Origin of the sequence: Vibrio gallicus, assembly GCF_024346875.1 — a bacterium.
GTDB classification, from domain to species: Bacteria; Pseudomonadota; Gammaproteobacteria; order Enterobacterales; family Vibrionaceae; genus Vibrio; species Vibrio gallicus.
Map to the genome: position 1 here is coordinate 1272430 of NZ_AP024871.1, position 17434 is coordinate 1289863.

Consider the following 17434-nt stretch of genomic DNA (forward strand, 5'->3'; position numbering starts at 1 on the left):
TCGCGGTGTAAAAATGTATAAACTTATTGCTATTGATATGGATGGTACGCTATTAGACGGCGATAAAGTCATCTCTGAACGTAATAAACGCGCTATTGAGCAAGCGCGCTCTGCAGGTGTCACTGTGGTGTTAGCATCAGGTCGTCCCTATGAAGGGATGCAAGATTATCTGGCTGAACTCAATATGGACAGTAGTCAGGATTACGTGCTGTGTTATAACGCAGCAAAAATCATGAACCTTGGTACAGGTGAAGTGATTCGCGAAATCTTAACCACGGGTAAAGACGCCAAGCAGTTGGCTAAGCTTGCCAGACAACATGGCTGCAACTTCCATGCATTTAGTTCAATTATGGGCTTAATTGCAGAAAAAGACAGTCACTACACCCAGCATGAAGCAAGCATCAATGGCCTTGATATTACGCTACAAAGCTTTGATGATTTGGATGACGACCACCCTATTGTGAAAACAATGTTGGTTGACCCACCAGAAATCTTAGAGCTCGCTATCGCGGCACTTCCACCGAAGATGTATCAAGACTTCAGTATTGTTCGAAGTGCACCTTTCTTTTTAGAGTTCGGTAACCCTGAAGGAAACAAAGGTGCTGGTGTCAAAGCTCTTGCTGAACATCTTGGTATCAAGCAAAGTGAAGTAATGTGTATTGGTGATGCTGGCAACGACCATGACATGTTAAAATATGCAGGTCTTGGGGTTGCAATGCAAAATGCAGATGACGCAACCAAAGCTCTAGCTAATGCGATAACAGACACCAATAATAACTCTGGTGTCGGTCAAGCTATTGAGAAATACGTTCTAGCTAAATAAGGCGCTTTTGTAGACAATGGATGTGCGCTCGATACCCTTTCTTTTGATAGTGTCGTAGCGCATCCTGATTAAACGCCCACACCTCTACCATTACCTGTTTGACGCCAAAATCTACGAAGCCTTTTTCTATTCTGGCTAATAAAGCCTGACCAATCCCACCTTTACGATGAGCCTCATCAACGTACCAATGATCTAAGCTTCCTATAGTGTAGGTTGGTCGAAGTGGTGATTCTATCTGCGACAACTGCCCTGCTACAAACCCTACGATCTGATGTTGTTCAATCGCGACAAAGATCAGACTTTCTGGATGGGTTAGATAATCGTTTAGCAGTGACTCAATCTCATTTTGATCAATTTCCCCACCACTATGTTGCACATGCATCTGATATAGAGCCAACCAATGCCTTAGCAAGGGTGCGCTATCCGTTGCCGTGGCAGCCCTAACTTGCAAAGTATCCAACATTTTGCCATACCACTCTAACCGCTAATATAATAAGTATTACACCTGAAATCTGATCGATTAACTTACCCCGTGAACGCAGTCGTTCAATCAGTAAAGGCGACGATAATAAAAATGTTATAATGCTATACCATAGCCCATCAACCAACAGTGGCGTGGCGACAACGATCACCTTGCCTGACACCCCTTCTCCAGCCGCAATAAATTGGCTAAACAGTGCAATAAAGAACAGACCAATTTTAGGATTGAATAGGGAGATCATCAGTCCTTCTTTGGCGGCTTGTAACGGAGTTTGTGCTTTACCTATGATCAGGGTTTTGGCAATCCCCCCCCGTGAACTCAGTGATTTCCAGCCTAAATAAGCAAGATACAGTGCGCCGATACACGAGATTAGTACGAACAAAAGCTCTGATTTGTGCAGTAAAACCGCAAGACCTGTGACCGTAATTAAGGCATAAAAGCCTACCCCAAGCGAATGAGCCCATGATGTAGCTAGACCATTAACACGCCCCCCTGCCAAGGTATGTTTAGTAACCGTGGCAAGGCTCGGGCCGGGAGACATTGCCCCAAGTAGGCAAACTAAAAATAGGGAAAACCACACATCAAATGTCATGGTAAATAAACTCAGTTATAACAAAGCGCTTATGCTAAGGATTCAAGCTACAAAGCTCAAGATAATATTACAATCCCAGCATATCAGTCGTGGAGTCGATAGCGACAACCTTCTTTTGGTTTGCATCTATCTGTTCATCGATTCTCTTTAATTTATCTGACGCTTTCTGTTTCCGGTCACAGGCATCGGATTTTGCATCCCAACTTTTTCCTTCATTGAATAATTGACATTGCTGTACCAATTTATTGAGGATGGGGATCAGTTTAGCGCGCTCTTTATTTAATTCGACTTGCTTGTGCTGCAAGGTTAACTGACTTTGAAAAAACTGCTTCGATTGTTCTAGTACTTGCTTTTGTTGTGTGGATTTTTGCTGCAAGGCGACAAGCTCTGCTTGGTTAGATGTTAACTTTTTAGCTTGCTGTGCTTGAAGTTGTTGTACCTGCTTATACTGTTGTTTAAGTGCTTTTAATTGCTCCGCTTGTTGAGCTGTCTGAGCTTGAGACTCTTCCAATTGAGTTTTTAGTTCATCCACTGACGTATTGGCAGTATGCGCACTCTTTGATTTGGCCTCGAGCTCAAGCTGCAAGGTTTTATTTTGCGTATCGAGCACTTCCATATCAGATTTTAACTGGGTTTGTGTACTCATTTGCGCTTCATTTAACGAGAAAAAATGAGCATAAACCGCAGCCGTTGAAAGCGCTATACCAATAGCGACCCCTCCTAAAGCGTATTTAACTTTCAGTGCTGTTGTATCTGTAGGTGTACTCAAAATAAATCCAACTTACCTGGCTAATTCGGTAATCATTAGTATCACCGCGTAGAGTGCAATAAGACTGCTGAGCCCTATCACCACCCACCGCTGTAATTTCTCGTTTGTATTGTATCTTACAAATAGCACAGCTACGGCTATCAGTACTACAATGGCAATCAATCGGGTCATGTTATCCCTTGTGCATAATATATATATCAATATTACGTTAAACTAGAAGCTAAGTTTATAATAATCCGACAATTTTAAGATTAATTTTCTATTTGTCCGCAATTCACATTGATAAGCACCAATATGCACTGACGAAAAAAAACAACAATTTACATCTTGTAATGACTTTTCGTTGTGATAAATTACGCAGCCGTAAGTAAGTTACTTACACACCTAGCATTTATGCTAGTTCCGATGAAGACTGCAGGAGAGTGACGCAATTTAGCGTCTACCGAAGAAGTAAATCTTTCAGGTTCTTGTTTATACATTATATGTATACGAGTGAGGACTGCAGTTGGAGGAATCTCTGGAGAGTGTCGTTTAATCGACCGCCGAAGGAGCAAACCCATTATGGGTGAAACTCTCAGGCAAAAGGACAGAGGAGTGAAAAGCGAAAAATTCACAGCCAAACTGTATTGAGAGATCACTTAGATCAATACCAGCCTAACTGGACCTCGTGTTCACTCTTCTCCTTATGTTGTTTTTTTAAGGGGAAACCATGCAACTTTCACAACAATCAATTCATTCATTTTTACAATCTGTAGATAGCTTTATCTGGGGACCACCACTACTCATTCTACTAGTGGGAACCGGTATCTATTTCACCTTTAGTCTTGGACTTATTCAGTTTAAACATCTACCTACTGCCCTAAAGATGGTCTTTAGCAAATCCGACAGTGCCAACAAGCAAGGTGACGTTTCAAGCTTTGCCGCTTTATGTACTGCCCTATCTGCAACCATAGGTACAGGTAACATCGTTGGTGTAGCAACTGCGATAAAACTGGGTGGACCTGGCGCTCTTTTCTGGATGTGGCTGGCAGCCCTATTTGGTATGGCTACCAAATACGCTGAATGCCTATTGGCGGTTAAATATCGCACCACAGATGATAAAGGAGGTATGCTTGGCGGACCAATGTACTACCTGCGTGATGGTGTAAAATCTCCTTTGCTTGCAACACTTTTTGCAACCTTCGCTCTCGGTGTCGCGCTATTTGGTATAGGTACCTTCCCACAAGTTAACGCCATCTTAGATGCATCAGAACTCACCTTAGGGGCTGATCGCACTATTGCAGGTATCGTATTAACGTTACTCGTGGCAGCAGTAACCCTTGGCGGTATCAAATCTATCTCACGCGTTGCGGGTAAAGTTGTACCAACCATGGCAGTTATCTATGTGCTTTCATGTTTGGCCATCTTAATTAACAACAGTGGCGAAGTATTGGGCGCTATCAAACTTGTTGTTGTCTCTGCCTTTACTCCTACAGCTGCAACCGGTGGTTTCTTTGGTGCGAGCGTCATGCTTGCAATCCAGTCCGGTATTGCTCGTGGTGTATTCTCTAATGAATCAGGACTTGGTAGCGCGCCTATGGCTGCCGCGGCTGCGAAAACCGACTCAGCAGCGCGCCAAGGTCTTATCTCAATGACAGGTACCTTTTTCGATACCTTGATTATCTGTACTATGACAGGCCTTGCGTTAATCATTACCGATGCATGGCAGAGTGATTTTGCCGGCGCAATGATGACAACCCATGCATTTGCAGTAGGCTTAAACGCAGATACATTTGGTCCTATCCTCGTCTCGGTCGGTTTACTATTCTTTGCCTTTACCACCATCTTAGGTTGGAACTACTACGGTGAACGTTGTGTCGTGTATCTATTTGGTACCAAAGCTATCCTACCTTACAAGCTGGTATTCTTGGCATTAGTCTTCTCTGGCGCTTATCTACACCTAGATATGATTTGGATAATTGCAGATATTGTTAATGGCTTAATGGCAGTGCCAAACCTCATCGGTCTTATTGCATTGCGTCAGGTGGTCATTTCAGAAACGCGCTTGTTTTTTGACAACTTTACCCCTCGTGCGCCAAAAACAACCACATCATAGTGTCAGCTGATACTTAACACTAAAAACCCCGATAGAACTCGCTTCTATCGGGGTTTTTAATAATCTACAATTTAATGGGTAAGATATTTGGATTGCCAGTTTGAGAGTTATAGGTCACCGCAACATTATTTGGGTATAACGCTTCAAGATTATGCTTAGTTAATACCTGCTTAGGTGCACCAGTGGCCACAACCTTTCCTTGATTTAGTAACACCAGACGACTACAAAACTCTGCAGCCGTATTTAGATTATGTAGCGCTACAGCGATAGACTTTCCTTGACTGGCTTGCAAGGCGAGTAGATTCATTAATTGCGCTTCATGCCCAATATCTAAACTTGAGCAAGGCTCATCAAGTAGCATAATTGACGTTTCTTGTGCCAGAATACGCGCAATATGCACTAGCTGCTGCTCTCCGCCAGATAATGCATTTATTTGCCTATGTTCAAGATGAACAATACCCAATTGTTGTAAACTCGCTCTTATCGCTGCTACTTTTTCATTGCGCGTAAATGCGCGATGTTGCGTCAAACCTAAGCTAACGACTTCACTCACAGAGTAAGGAAACTCAACTCGACTTACTTGAGGCAGATAAGCAATTTTTGTTGCTCGCTCCTCACCTTTGATCTGTTGTAAAGAGCGAGTGCCAAGTAGAACTTCTCCTTGTGTAGGAGATGCAAAGCCAGACAACAGCCTAATCAAAGAGGATTTCCCAGCTCCATTTGGACCAATAATACCAATCAACTCTCCCTGCTTAATCTGCAGGTCTAAAGGCGCAATGATCACCCGCTCATTTTGTTCAAATGATACGTTGCAAGCACTAAGACGACTCATATTAGTCTTCCCTTTTGCTGTACTCTCACAATCAGCATCACGAAATATAAACCACCTACCACTGAAATAATAATCCCTGCTTTAATTTCATATGGAGCAATAAGGTAGCGGCCCGCCAAATCACACACCAAGAGTAATATAGCGCCAAACATAGCACTAATCGGTAGTAGGGTTTTATGATTAGCACCAAACAGTAAACGGACTAAATGGGGAACCATCAAACCGATAAAACCTATAGGGCCGGCAATAGCAATTGACATAGCGGTTAATAGCGTTGCGATCATCAGCAAGGTGACCCTCGCTCGGGGCACATTTAAGCCCAATCCATGCGCGGCTTCATTGCCAAGAGATAATAGGTTGAGCCAATGGGCTTTTGATAATGCCAGCCCAGCAACAATAAGAATAATTGGTAGTGGCCACAACACATGTTGCCACATGCGCCCCTCAAGCCCACCCATGGTCCAAAAGACGAACTGATTGAGTTGATATTGCTTAGCAAATAGCAATATTCCCATGGTCATCCCGCCGAGCAGCGAAGATAACGCAAGGCCTGCTAGAATCAGATACAAGGTCTGCCCATCGTGACTCTTCTTTGCCAATAGATAGACAAAAAAGGCACAAATCAACGCGCCAATGGCGGCAGCAAATGGCGTAGCTAGGGGGCTAGTCAGTGCAAAGCCAAAGCTAATTGCTACCACGGCGCCAAAGCTACTACCCGCACTCACCCCAAGAATATCCGGACTGGCCAGAGGATTTCTAAATAGCCCTTGGGTACATACCCCAGCAATAGCCAGCGCACCACCGGCAACAATGGCAGCCACAACGCGTGGTAAACGGATCTGAAATACAATCGCATACAGTGATGGATAGTGTTGCTGTGCACTGAGCAAACTGTCACTAATGGCGATGACGCAAAAGTGCACCACGTCACTGATTGGCGTAGAAACAGCCCCTAAACTCAATGCCAGTAGTGAACAAAAAAATAAAGCGGCACCACTTAAAATGAGGGTTATCGCTTGACTGCGCCGGCTTATCATTAAGGCGCGGCCTCGCCTAATACTGCGTGGTTAACATATATAATCGAATCCACAATATATTGGCTATAGGTTCCTCTAAGAGACTCTGGCATTTGAAAAACATCGCCCTTTTCAATTGCAGTGATGCCCTTTAAAGAGGGATCATCTAATACGTTTTCAAGAAATTTGTCCGCAGCTTCATCGTTCCCATAAACCCAGGATGGTAAAAACATGACATCTGGGTTAAGTGCAATAAGCATCTCTTTAGAGAGTGGCGTTTGACCGTATTTATCACCTTCAAAGGATTCGGTGGCATTTTTAAAGCCCGCTTCATCTATAATGAGTTGCCACGTAGAGTGCTTGGTACTTGAGCTTCCCCAATTATTGTAATCAATAACACGTATTGGTTTACGAGCTGGAATTAAAAAGCGCTGTAAGTTTTCTTGCATCCCTATCACTATGGTCTCTGCTTTATCCTCTTCACCAACGATATCACCGACTAACTCAATAAGGTCTTCTATCTGATCTAGCGTATTGGGAGTGGGTAAAATAAACACCGTGATTCCGGCCGCTCTTAATTGCGCAACCTTACTAGGGTCACTCCAGTTTGCAGCAAACACGACATCAGGTTTATTAACTAGAATACGTTCTACATTCATATCCATACGTGGGATATCGTTTGGATAGTGGTGAGCGACGTTTGAAAAGTTTGGATTGTCCACCAGGTTAGTGACTGAAGTCAGACGCTGGTACGCGACCAGTTCGTTCAACACTTCGTCACTAAACAAGGTCTTAGATGAAATTCGTTGCGGCTTTTTAGCGATAGTCACTGCTGTACCATTGCCGTCCGTTACTGTTAATGGGTAGTGCGCCCATGCCACAGAAGAAAATAACCCAACTAATAGTAATCCAAAGCGCTTCATCTTATAAACCTGTACAATAAGAACCAGTTACGGAACAGGATTGAAGCATTGACTAGGCACTCTGTCAAATGCTATAGAACAATAAAACTAAGTTACTGATTAATCTCGCCATTCACCTATCGATTTTTCAAAGGAATATTCATGAAATTTAGTGGCAACATCGATGAACTCGCTTACCCTTTCATCTTCGAAGAAAGCCCTCTTTGTGATTTTGAGATCCTAACTGATGAGCTATGCACACTAGTGGGACTTGCTTTAACCAACATAGATAATAGCGAAATAAAAGCGTCCCTTGAGTCACTGCAACCTAAAGTATTTCATCTCAACGGATCAATACGCGGTAAAAACGGGATCTTTGAGCAAGACATCCAAGATCTCACTCATGAGTATCACCATTTTCGTGCCATTGTGGAAGACGATGCCAAACGCTTCGTGCTGCCACGTGGTACAGGCCCTGTGATTACCCTACATCAATGTCGAAGCCTATCTAAAAAGGTTGTTAGGCAACTGGTACTTGTAGAAAAATTTGGCAAAAAAGTACCTGAAACCCTACCAAGATTTGCAAACCTATTGGTTAACTATTTTTTTGCTCTGACTCGGGTATTAAATCAAGAAATGGGTATCGAAGAGCCGGAATATAACAGTATCAATTACCCCAATAAACGCTAACTATCAACTCGATTCCTAACCCTAATAGCATAAGGCTGGTAGCACACTGTAAACGGAAATTTATCTTATCATTAGATAGCCAATTCTTTGCTTTTTCCAAAGTCATGGCAAGCCCGCCTTGCCATGCCATTGCTAATCCAAAATGAATCGATGCCAATAACATAGACTGCAGCCAGATAGAATACTGCTGGTTTATAAATTGAGGCAAGAAAGCCAAATAAAAAATAGCAGTTTTAGGATTCAATACATTGGAAAGAAAGCCCTCCTTTAACGAACGCCTCCATGACACCTGTTGTTGCTTGGTATCCTTCGCTATTAGACCAGCTCCGCTGCGCAAAGCCCTTAATCCGCAAACGCCCAAATAAACAAGATAAAGCGCACCTAGAGTTTTTAATCCAGCAAATAGCGAAGGTGAGTGACTAATTATCGCGGCAACACCAATCGCAGACCATGTTGCATGTACGTATAAACCTAAACATATGCCAAGGCTGGTGATCAAACCATCTCTTATCCCGCCGCGTGTGGTATTTCTTATAACCAATAAGGTGTCCAAGCCTGGAGTAATGGTTAACAATGACATTGCGATAATAAAGGCTGGCAAATTGGAAAGCATAGGGTAACTCACTAGCGTAGCTGTGTTTTATTGAGAATTTTGGTAGTCTAAACCACCTCACCCGTTCCAAGGAAGAATTATGTCTGCATTCGACAATCTAAATCAGCACTTCCAGCAAATTGCTAATTTTAATCACCTCGCCGCCATCTGTGGTTGGGACGCTTCGGCAATGATGCCAAGCGGAGGCAATGATGCCCGCTCAAACGCTATGGCTGAGCTTTCGGTACATATTCATAAACTGAGTACCGCACCACAACTCGAAGAGTGGTTCGACCAAGCGCAACAAAGTAATCTAGACGATAATCAGGCAGCCCAAGTTCGTGAAATGCGTCGCGTTTGGCAACTCTCCACTGCACTACCCGCTAAACTGGTGGAAGCTAAATCACTGGCCGGTTCAAAATGTGAGCATGCATGGCGTACTCAACGCGGTGCAAATGACTGGCAAGGCTTTGCTAAAAACTGGCAACCTGTTGTAGAGCTCAGCATCGAAGAAGCGCAAATACGCGCCGACATTCTTGGTTCTACACCTTATGACGCCATGCTTGATCTCTATGAACCTGGGGTCAATCAAGCGCAATTAACAACCCTATTTGATGATGTAAAGAGCTGGCTTCCGAACCTTATCGATGCGGCAATCGACAAACAAAAATCTCAAACCATCATAGCCCCAACTGGTACCTTCTCGACTCAAAGCCAAAAAGCACTCGGCTTAGACATTATGAAACTGCTACAGTTTGATTTTGAACATGGCCGCCTTGATGAAAGTGTACATCCATTCTGTGGCGGTGTGCCCCAAGATGTCCGATTGACCACTCGCTACAATGAGCAAGAATTCACCCAATCATTAATGGGGATTGTTCATGAAACAGGCCATGCTCGCTACGAGCAAGGATTGCCTAAATCGATAACCGGACTGCCTGCAGGCGAAGCGCGTTCAATGGGTATCCATGAATCTCAGTCTTTATTCTTTGAAATGCAATTAGGCCGCAGCCAAGAGTTTATCGAACACCTAAGCCGCCTATCTAAAACCCATTTTGCTGAACATGACGCTAAAATTTTCGAACCTCTTAACCTAAGTAATATCTATACCCAGGTTAAGAAGGACTTTATTCGTGTTGATGCCGATGAGCTTACCTATCCCGCGCACGTTATCTTACGCTTTGAGATTGAGCGTGATTTGATCAATGGCGATATTAGCTATAAAGATGTACCTGAAATCTGGAACGCCAAGATGCAATCCTATCTAGGCCTTTCCACTGAAGGTAACTTCACTAACGGCTGCATGCAGGATATGCACTGGTCTGATGGAAGCTTTGGTTACTTCCCAAGCTATACGTTGGGGGCGATGTACGCAGCTCAATTTAAATCAGTAATGAGTCAAACAGTCGATGTGGAAGGCGCTGTTCGCAGTGGCGATCTTTCTCCAATCTTCAGCTGGCTAGAACACAATATCTGGAGTAAAGGCAGCTTACTTACTACCAATGAGTTGGTTAAACAGGCGACGGGTGAAGAGTTAAACCCTGAGCATTTCAAACAGCATTTGATGAGTCGCTACCTATAACGGATAACAATTAAGCAATGCATTTGCTTGGTACGCCTATTACTGCGGCGTATCAAGCTTTCTCTAGCAACTAGATCTTAAAACTATATTTTGAAACTATATCTTGAAACTATAGTGCAATACTCATCACACTATGCTTTGGCTCACTTTCTATATCAACCACTGACCAGCCTAATGACAGGTATAACTGAGCAACATTGGTATATACATACAGTCTACTTTGCGGAGAGTTTGCTACTTGACGAACCCCATGATTAATCAACTCACTTGCGATCCCTCGACCACGCCATTGTGGTGATACAAATACGGCATTCAACCAAATCACGCTCGCGTTGGTATGCGGCTCTTGAAACCATGAATATGCCAACCCACCAATAACCTCACTGCCTTGTAGAGCAACAACAATAGGTGGTAATTGCACATCTGGCGTGTAGGTATCCGCCAATAACAGATCAGGCCATACACTTTGAAATAGCCGTTCAACCGATCCCCAATAATGGCTATTATGATCACAAGTTCGAAATACTATTTTATTCATATTACAGCGTTCCTTGGCATCACTCTTACCTAGTGTTCATTGATATTGAGCGCCTTATCGGCTGAATCTAAGGATTCGTTGTTTTTGTTGAGTGTTATCGTTCCAGTACACTTCTTTAAACAGTACCCTTTCCCACCATTTTCTTTTTATGCGGTATTTCATATCACCTCATCTCATAGCTTCAACATAACTCAGAGCAGCCTCATAGTGAACTACTCAGCGACAGCATAGCTGATCACTGAGCTTCTAAGGCAGTTAAGCAAACTGCCTTTTCTGTTTCCTCAGCTCCCAAAGACAACTTTGCCAATGCAAAGACTTTCGTTTTAACGCCTGATTTCTGCTGAGTGCTGGTTGATCTAGTCAACCTGACGACAGTTCCATTCGCCATTAAATCAGATTCACCTATCCGTTGTACTGCTATTGCAGAGGAATAGTCTCGATCACTAAAAGTGCCGCAACTAATGCAGGTGAAATGTCTGTCTTTCAACGTCAATCTATTATGTTGACCGCAGTGTGAGCACACACCCGTTGTGCGTTCAAACCGACCAATCTCATGATGTATACCACCTCTCAGCTCAATTTTGTATTTCGCTAAGTCAGATATAAGCCCCATAATGTTGTCAGCAATCATCCTGCCGTTGAATTTTTGCATACCCGCCACATTTAGGTCTTCAAACACTACAATATCGCTTTCGTTGGCTATCCGATGAGCGGTTTTATGTGCGAAGTCCATTCGTTTTCTAGCGATTGAACCGTGAAGATTATTTAGACGGGATTTTGTTTTCTTCCAGCGAGCAGAACCTTTCTTTTTTCTAGAAAGCTGTCGCTGTAATCTAGTTAGTTTCTGCTTTGCTTGTTTTAAGTATTTCGGGTTATCAACCGTTAAACCATTAGATCCGACAACGGTTTGCTTTGAGTTGATGTCGTATCCCGCAATGCTTTTTAGTACCTTCTTCGCTTCGTCACACACCACTTCTTGTGTAAGGCTAACCTCCCACTTCCCGTGTCGGTATTGGACTGTCGCTGTTTTAATTGAGCTAACTAACTTACGGTGCAAGACAATAGGAACAGCCCCAACTTTTGGCAAAGTAATAGTGCCGTTCTCAACTCTAATGCAGTTGTTATTATTTACTGAGCGGTAGCTGTCATTGTGTTGCTTCTTAACTCGATAGCTAACCTTAAACTTTGGGAAGTGTTGGTGGGACTTCTTTGATGTTCCATTTTTTAACGCTGCGTCTAGGTCTCTGGCGACTTGCTGTGCCGCCCCTGAGTCAAGTGCTTTAACCCATGAAAACTCAGGCAACTTCTTAATTTCCTTAATCTTCGAAGCCATTTCATTGTAGAAAGAAAATGTCTTATCGACTTCGTATTGACGCTGATTCTCAGACAACAGGAAGTTCCATAAACCACGGGCATATGAGCCAAACTCGACGAGTTTTAACTCTTGCTATGGGCTAGGTTTTAACCTGAAATTGTATCTAAGCGTCTTTTTCATATACTGTATATTAATACAGCACATAAAGGTGTCAAGTATGGAGTATCAACGAAATTCGCACTGTAAGTTTCTAATAGCTATTCATCTCATTTTGGTGGTTAAATATAGGAAGAAACTACTCAAAGGAGGGTTAGGCTTGGTGATGAAGAACTCTCTAATGTCACTCTCTCAAAATTCTGAGTTCGAAATTGAGCAAATGGAAGTAGATCAAGATCATTTACATATCTTAATGACTATCTCTCCACGATACTCCGTAAGTCAGCACGTTAGAAGAATTAAGCAACACACAACTAGAGTTGTGTGGCAACTGCATCCTAAGTTAAAGCGGCAATTCTGGAAGGAGAAAACATTCTGGTCTGATGGTTACTTCGCTTGCTCAGTTGGAAACGCCAGTGCTGAAACTGTTAGGAAATACATTCAAGATCAGGGCTAGGCGATTCATCCCAGCGACAGCAGAGCTTATCACTGGGTTTTCTCGCTCAAAACGCTATAAAAAAACCGCCTTGCGGCGGTTAATACATATTGATTAAGCAATGTACACTTATAGGAAGTGGAAGGTTGCGTTCAATGTCCATGAATCAATATTGGTTTTATCAAACTCAAAGTTTTGATAACCCACACCGACAGATAGCATATCGATAACGAAATATTCGACACCCGCACCGTACATGATATCTACGCCATCATCTTTACCATCGTAAGTTCCCGGCGCATCAACTGAATATGTGTGAGCACCTAGACGACCGTAGATATGGAAAGGCCCGAGATCGACACTTGGTTTCATTGCGGCATAAAAAGATTGGAAATCATAATCTTCATTATTGACCTTGAAGCTACCATGGTTCCAGTAACCCGCCTCTAAACCAATGATAGGAAGGATACCTGTACCTACGTGAAAGCCAAAGGTAGAAGTGTTGTCATGATCAAACGACGACGAACCGACCGAGCCACCAGCATACAGCCATGAATCTGCCATTGCAGATGATGAAGCAGCTAATAGGCCAATAGCCAGTGCAGTTTTAACAAATTTCATTCTAACTTCCTGTTGTATATTATTATTGTGCAAAATTATGCATCATAAAACGAAGGATTGCCTAACAATTTGTTGTTAGGGTTTAGCAATTTTCTATCGCATTTCGAATGCGTTTATCGGAAACCGGATAAGGAGTCCCAAGTTGTTGTGCAAAATAACTGACTCGAAGCTCTTGTAGCATCCAACGGATCTCTTTGACCGACTCTGGCACTACAACCCCTTTCGGGATCTTATTCCTAAGTTCTTGATACTCTTTAGTAATAGCCTCTATTTTGAGTATTTGCAGCCTATCTTTATTAGGGTCGATAGGCAGTTTCTCCATACGACGCTCAATAGCACGCATATAACGCAAAATATCGGGTAAGCGTTTCCACCCACAATCGGTTGCAAAGCCATGATAAATAAGCCCTTCTAGCTGAGCTTTGATATCAGATAATGCAAATGCCATACTCAAATCAACGCGCCCTTTTAGCTTTTTATTAATACCAAAAGCGGTTGTCAAAATTGTTTCTACTTGTTTAGCAATCTCAACGACCGTGTCACCAAGCTCGGCTCGAACATGCTCTTTGAGGCTTTCAAATTCATCTCCCCCCCAAGCAAGACCGCCATGCTCTTCAATTAATTTATCAACACCACACGCAATACAGTCATCAATTAAGTCTAGTACCTTTCCATATTGGTTGAAGTACAAACCAAGTTTAGATTTATTAGGCAGGTTTTGGTGTAGATACTTAATAGGAGAAGGCACGTTAAGCAGTATCAAGCGGCGCTGACCCGCTTGCATCGCTTGCTGTTGTTCGTACTCGGTCTCAAATAGTTTTATTTCAACGCTCTGTTTAGCATCAACGATGGCAGGAAACGCTTTAACCTGATATCCGCCCCGCTTCTGCTGGTATACGCGTGGCAATTCACCAAAGCTCCACGTTTTTAGATCTTGGCGCTCAATATCATCATCAGCCACCTTAGACAGTGTCTGTTGAACCTTTTCTTTTAGGCTCTCCTTAAGCTCATACAGATCGTGGTGTTCTTTTAGTTTACGATTACGATGGTCCACCGCGCGATAAGTGACCTTTAAGTGCTCAGGTATCTGCTCTAGCTTCCAATCTTCACGCAGCACCTCAACCCCGGTCATACGACGCAGTTCTTTCTCTAAGCTATCTAGTAACGGCGCTTCAAACGGCGTTACTCTCGCTAAGAATGCATCCGCGTAGTTGGGCGCAGGTACAAAGTTACGGCGCAATGTTTTAGGCAGAGACTTAATAAGACTAACCACTAATTCAAGGCGCAATCCGGGGATCTGCCAGTCAAAGCCTTGTGGCGTCACCTGATTTAATACCGGTAACGGCAGATGCACAGTGACACCGTCACTATCCTCCCCCGGTTCAAACTGATAGCTTAGCTTTAACTTCAAGCCTTCTTGGTGCCAGAAGTTAGGATAATCGAGGTCGGTAACATGCGATGCATCATTACGAAACAGCATAGCTTTTTCAAAGTTGAGTAACTCTGGATTACTTTTAAGCTCTTGCTTCCACCAGCTATCAAAATGGCGCCCTGAAACGGCATCCGTTGATACTCTCTGATCATAAAAATCAAACAGTTCATCGTCATCGACTAGAATATCTCGGCGGCGAGATTTATGTTCTAGCTCTTCTACCTCTCTAAGCAGTTTTCTATTTTGCTTAAAGAACGTATGACGGGTTTCCCAATCACCTTCAACCATGGCACTGCGGATAAATATCTCTCGACATAAAGCAGGCTCAATCGTGCTGTAGTTTATCTGACGCTTTGGAATAATTGGGATTCCATAGAGTGTAACCCTTTCAAAAGCTTGTACTGCGGCCTGTTTTTTAGACCAGTGCGGTTCACTATAGCTACGCTTGATCAGGTGTTTTGCTAATGGCTCTATCCATTCAGGTTGGATCTTGGCAACAATCCTCCCCCAAAGTTTTGATGTCTCGACCAGTTCGGCAGACATAATCCACTTAGGCTGTTTTTTGAACTGCCCAGAAGCCGGAAAGATATGAAAACGGGCATTACGAGCGCCTTGATATTCACTCTTTTCTTGGTCTTTCATACCAACATGCGACAGCATGCCACTTAATAGCGCACAATGTATTGACTGATAATCGGCTGCATTTTGATTTGGCCTAATATCCATATCTTTAAGTGCTTCGTTGATCTGGAAATACAGGTCTTGCCACTCACGCACTCGCAAGTAGTTCAGAAAATCTTGCTTACATTGCCTGCGGAACTGATTGCTAGATAGCTGTTTTTGCTGCTCTTGTACATAATCCCATAAGTTAACAAAGGTCATAAAATCCGATTCTTTGTCGAAAAAGCGTCGGTGTTTATCATCTGACGATTGCTGCTTATCAGAAGGTCGCTCTCTGGGATCTTGAATTGATAACGCTGAGGCAATAATCATCACCTCTTTTAGGCACCCCATTTTAGGCGCTTCAATAACCATACGCGCAAGGCGCGGGTCGATAGGCAATCTAGCCAGTTTGCGACCAATTCCTGTTAGGCGTTTGCGCGGATCAGTGGCCGCGGCGTTTATAGCGCCCAACTCTTCTAGAAGGCGCACACCATCTTGAATATTACGGCGATCAGGCTTTTCTACGAATGGAAACGCTTCAATATCACCTAACCCTAACGCGGTCATCTGTAAGATCACCGAGGCAAGGTTGGTTCTTAGTATTTCAGGGTCGGTAAATTCAGTTCGATTTAAAAAATCCTCTTCTGAATAGAGTCGAATACAGATACCTTCCGCAACACGACCACAACGCCCTTTACGCTGATTGGCACTTGCCTGAGAAATAGGCTCAATTGGCAGTCTCTGTACCTTAGTACGATATGAATAGCGGCTAATACGCGCAGTTCCTGGGTCAATAACATAACGAATACCCGGAACCGTTAATGATGTTTCGGCAACGTTAGTTGCCAACACAATTCTTCGCCCAGTATGAGACTGGAAGATGCGGTTTTGCTCTGCGGCAGACAAACGCGCGTATAGCGGGACTATTTCGGTTTCTTTAAGCTTTCTCTTACTTAATGCTTCAGCGGTATCACGAATTTCGCGTTCACCATTCATAAAGATAAGGATATCACCCAGACCTTCGTCACACAGTTCATCGACAGCGTCAAAGATACCGTCCATCTGGTCTCTGTCAGCGTCATCATCGCCAGACAGTGGACGATAACGCGTATCTACCGGATAGGTGCGCCCTGAAACTTCTATAATCGGCGCATTGCGAAAATGCTTTGAAAATCGCTCAGGATCTATGGTCGCAGAGGTAATAATTAGCTTAAGATCTGGACGCTTTGGCAGAATATTCTTCAGATACCCTAAAATAAAGTCAATATTTAGACTGCGCTCATGGGCCTCATCAATAATGATGGTGTCATACTGATTTAGGTATCTATCATGCTGGATTTCCGCTAATAAAATACCATCAGTCATTAACTTAACTTGGGTGTTATCACTTATTTTGTCGTTAAATCGTACCTTATAACCTACATACTCACCTAAAGGAGTGTGCATCTCTTCGGCAATCCGACTGCCAACCGAACGTGCAGCTAAACGCCTTGGCTGGGTATGCCCAATAACGCCAAATTTACCCCGACCAATCTCAGCGCAAATCTTCGGTAACTGGGTGGTTTTACCTGAGCCTGTCTCACCTGCAACTATCACAACCTGATTTTCTAGGATTGCTTTAGCTATATCCTCACGCTTTTGACTAACCGGTAATATTTCTGGGTATTCGATAAGCGGCACATTTTGCTGACGCTGTGCAACCCTCATCATCGAGGTTGCAATATCTAAAGCGATCTCATCAAATACCGCGGTGCGAGCATTCTCGTTTTTAATTCGGCTTGCGCCTTGGATTCGTTTGTTGAGACGAAAACGATCCCTGAGCATACAGTCTTTAAGCGCCGCTTTTAGGGAATGCGCGGAGTTTACATTTTTAGGTGGTTGAGCTTGAGTCAAAACGGC

The 17434-nt window shown here is 43.4% G+C and carries 15 protein-coding genes, 1 pseudogene and 1 riboswitch; of the genes and pseudogenes, 5 read left to right on the plus strand and 11 right to left on the minus strand.

What is annotated here, in order from left to right; translation table 11 throughout:
- The first annotated feature begins 13 nt into the window (after positions 1–13).
- On the plus strand, positions 14–823 hold the full coding sequence (gene yidA, locus OCU28_RS05890; protein ID WP_261815296.1) for a sugar-phosphatase: 810 nt from the start codon (positions 14–16) through the stop codon (positions 821–823).
- Here yidA and OCU28_RS05895 read toward each other — a convergent pair.
- The 3 genes from OCU28_RS05895 to OCU28_RS05905 all read right to left on the minus strand — a co-directional run bounded on the left by OCU28_RS05895 (position 816) and on the right by OCU28_RS05905 (position 2665).
- Entirely contained in the window at positions 816–1286 is a 471-nt protein-coding gene (locus OCU28_RS05895; RefSeq protein WP_261815297.1) for a GNAT family N-acetyltransferase, read from the minus strand. The two genes, yidA and OCU28_RS05895, sit on opposite strands and share 8 nt — an antisense overlap.
- Entirely contained in the window at positions 1264–1896 is a 633-nt protein-coding gene (locus tag OCU28_RS05900) for a LysE family translocator (RefSeq protein WP_261815298.1), read from the minus strand. Before OCU28_RS05900 ends, OCU28_RS05895 begins: the two co-directional genes overlap by 23 nt.
- A gap of 67 nt (positions 1897–1963) precedes the next feature.
- Entirely contained in the window at positions 1964–2665 is a 702-nt protein-coding gene (locus tag OCU28_RS05905) for a hypothetical protein (RefSeq protein WP_261815299.1), read from the minus strand.
- A gap of 507 nt (positions 2666–3172) precedes the next feature.
- Positions 3173–3265, plus strand: a riboswitch (glycine riboswitch).
- 109 nt (positions 3266–3374) lie between these two features.
- Between OCU28_RS05905 and OCU28_RS05910 the strand changes: the two genes are divergently transcribed.
- Positions 3375–4760 (plus strand): alanine/glycine:cation symporter family protein, encoded by a 1386-nt coding sequence (locus OCU28_RS05910; RefSeq protein WP_261815300.1) that lies wholly within the window; start codon positions 3375–3377, stop codon positions 4758–4760.
- A 64-nt stretch (positions 4761–4824) separates the two neighbouring features.
- Here the strand turns inward: OCU28_RS05910 and OCU28_RS05915 are convergent, their stop codons facing one another.
- From OCU28_RS05915 to OCU28_RS05925, 3 genes are read right to left on the minus strand one after another with little or no spacing between them, the layout of a single operon-like run.
- Positions 4825–5592 carry an ABC transporter ATP-binding protein gene (locus OCU28_RS05915; protein WP_261815301.1) on the minus strand — a complete coding sequence of 256 codons (768 nt, stop codon included), beginning with the start codon at positions 5590–5592 and terminating at the stop codon, positions 4825–4827.
- A complete protein-coding gene (locus OCU28_RS05920; RefSeq protein ID WP_261815302.1) occupies positions 5589–6629 on the minus strand; it encodes a FecCD family ABC transporter permease in 1041 nt (346 codons plus the stop codon). The genes OCU28_RS05915 and OCU28_RS05920 overlap by 4 nt, the downstream gene beginning before the upstream one ends.
- Positions 6629–7531, minus strand: a complete 903-nt coding sequence (locus OCU28_RS05925) for an ABC transporter substrate-binding protein (RefSeq protein WP_261815303.1) — start codon at positions 7529–7531, stop codon at positions 6629–6631. The genes OCU28_RS05920 and OCU28_RS05925 overlap by 1 nt, the downstream gene beginning before the upstream one ends.
- A 141-nt stretch (positions 7532–7672) precedes the next feature.
- Between OCU28_RS05925 and OCU28_RS05930 the strand changes: the two genes are divergently transcribed.
- Complete coding sequence (locus OCU28_RS05930) at positions 7673–8200, plus strand: cobalamin adenosyltransferase (RefSeq protein ID WP_390623753.1); 528 nt, start codon at positions 7673–7675, stop codon at positions 8198–8200.
- Here OCU28_RS05930 and OCU28_RS05935 read toward each other — a convergent pair.
- Positions 8178–8813 carry a LysE family translocator gene (locus OCU28_RS05935; RefSeq protein WP_261815304.1) on the minus strand — a complete coding sequence of 212 codons (636 nt, stop codon included), beginning with the start codon at positions 8811–8813 and terminating at the stop codon, positions 8178–8180. The two genes, OCU28_RS05930 and OCU28_RS05935, sit on opposite strands and share 23 nt — an antisense overlap.
- Before the next feature lie 79 nt (positions 8814–8892).
- Here OCU28_RS05935 and OCU28_RS05940 point away from each other — a divergent pair, with 79 nt between their 5' ends.
- Positions 8893–10374, plus strand: a complete 1482-nt coding sequence (locus tag OCU28_RS05940) for a carboxypeptidase M32 (RefSeq protein ID WP_261815305.1) — start codon at positions 8893–8895, stop codon at positions 10372–10374.
- 109 nt (positions 10375–10483) lie between these two features.
- Here OCU28_RS05940 and OCU28_RS05945 read toward each other — a convergent pair whose 3' ends face one another.
- The gene (locus OCU28_RS05945; RefSeq protein WP_261815306.1) at positions 10484–10912 is read right to left on the minus strand and encodes a GNAT family N-acetyltransferase; all 429 of its coding nucleotides are present in this window, start codon (positions 10910–10912) and stop codon (positions 10484–10486) included.
- Between the two features lie 235 nt (positions 10913–11147).
- Positions 11148–12347 (minus strand): annotated as a pseudogene (locus OCU28_RS05950) (RNA-guided endonuclease InsQ/TnpB family protein); the annotation flags it as partial.
- Between the two features lie 97 nt (positions 12348–12444).
- Here OCU28_RS05950 and tnpA point away from each other — a divergent pair.
- Positions 12445–12840: an IS200/IS605 family transposase gene (gene tnpA, locus OCU28_RS05955; protein WP_261815307.1), complete on the plus strand. Its 396-nt coding sequence runs from the start codon at positions 12445–12447 to the stop codon at positions 12838–12840.
- 108 nt (positions 12841–12948) lie between these two features.
- Here the strand turns inward: tnpA and OCU28_RS05960 are convergent, their stop codons facing one another.
- Together OCU28_RS05960 and hrpA are read right to left on the minus strand one after the other, a co-directional pair.
- Positions 12949–13440 carry an outer membrane beta-barrel protein gene (locus tag OCU28_RS05960; RefSeq protein WP_261815308.1) on the minus strand — a complete coding sequence of 164 codons (492 nt, stop codon included), beginning with the start codon at positions 13438–13440 and terminating at the stop codon, positions 12949–12951.
- Positions 13441–13522: 82 nt separating this feature from the next.
- Entirely contained in the window at positions 13523–17428 is a 3906-nt protein-coding gene (gene hrpA / locus OCU28_RS05965; protein ID WP_261815309.1) for an ATP-dependent RNA helicase HrpA, read from the minus strand.
- Positions 17429–17434: the final 6 nt, after the last annotated feature.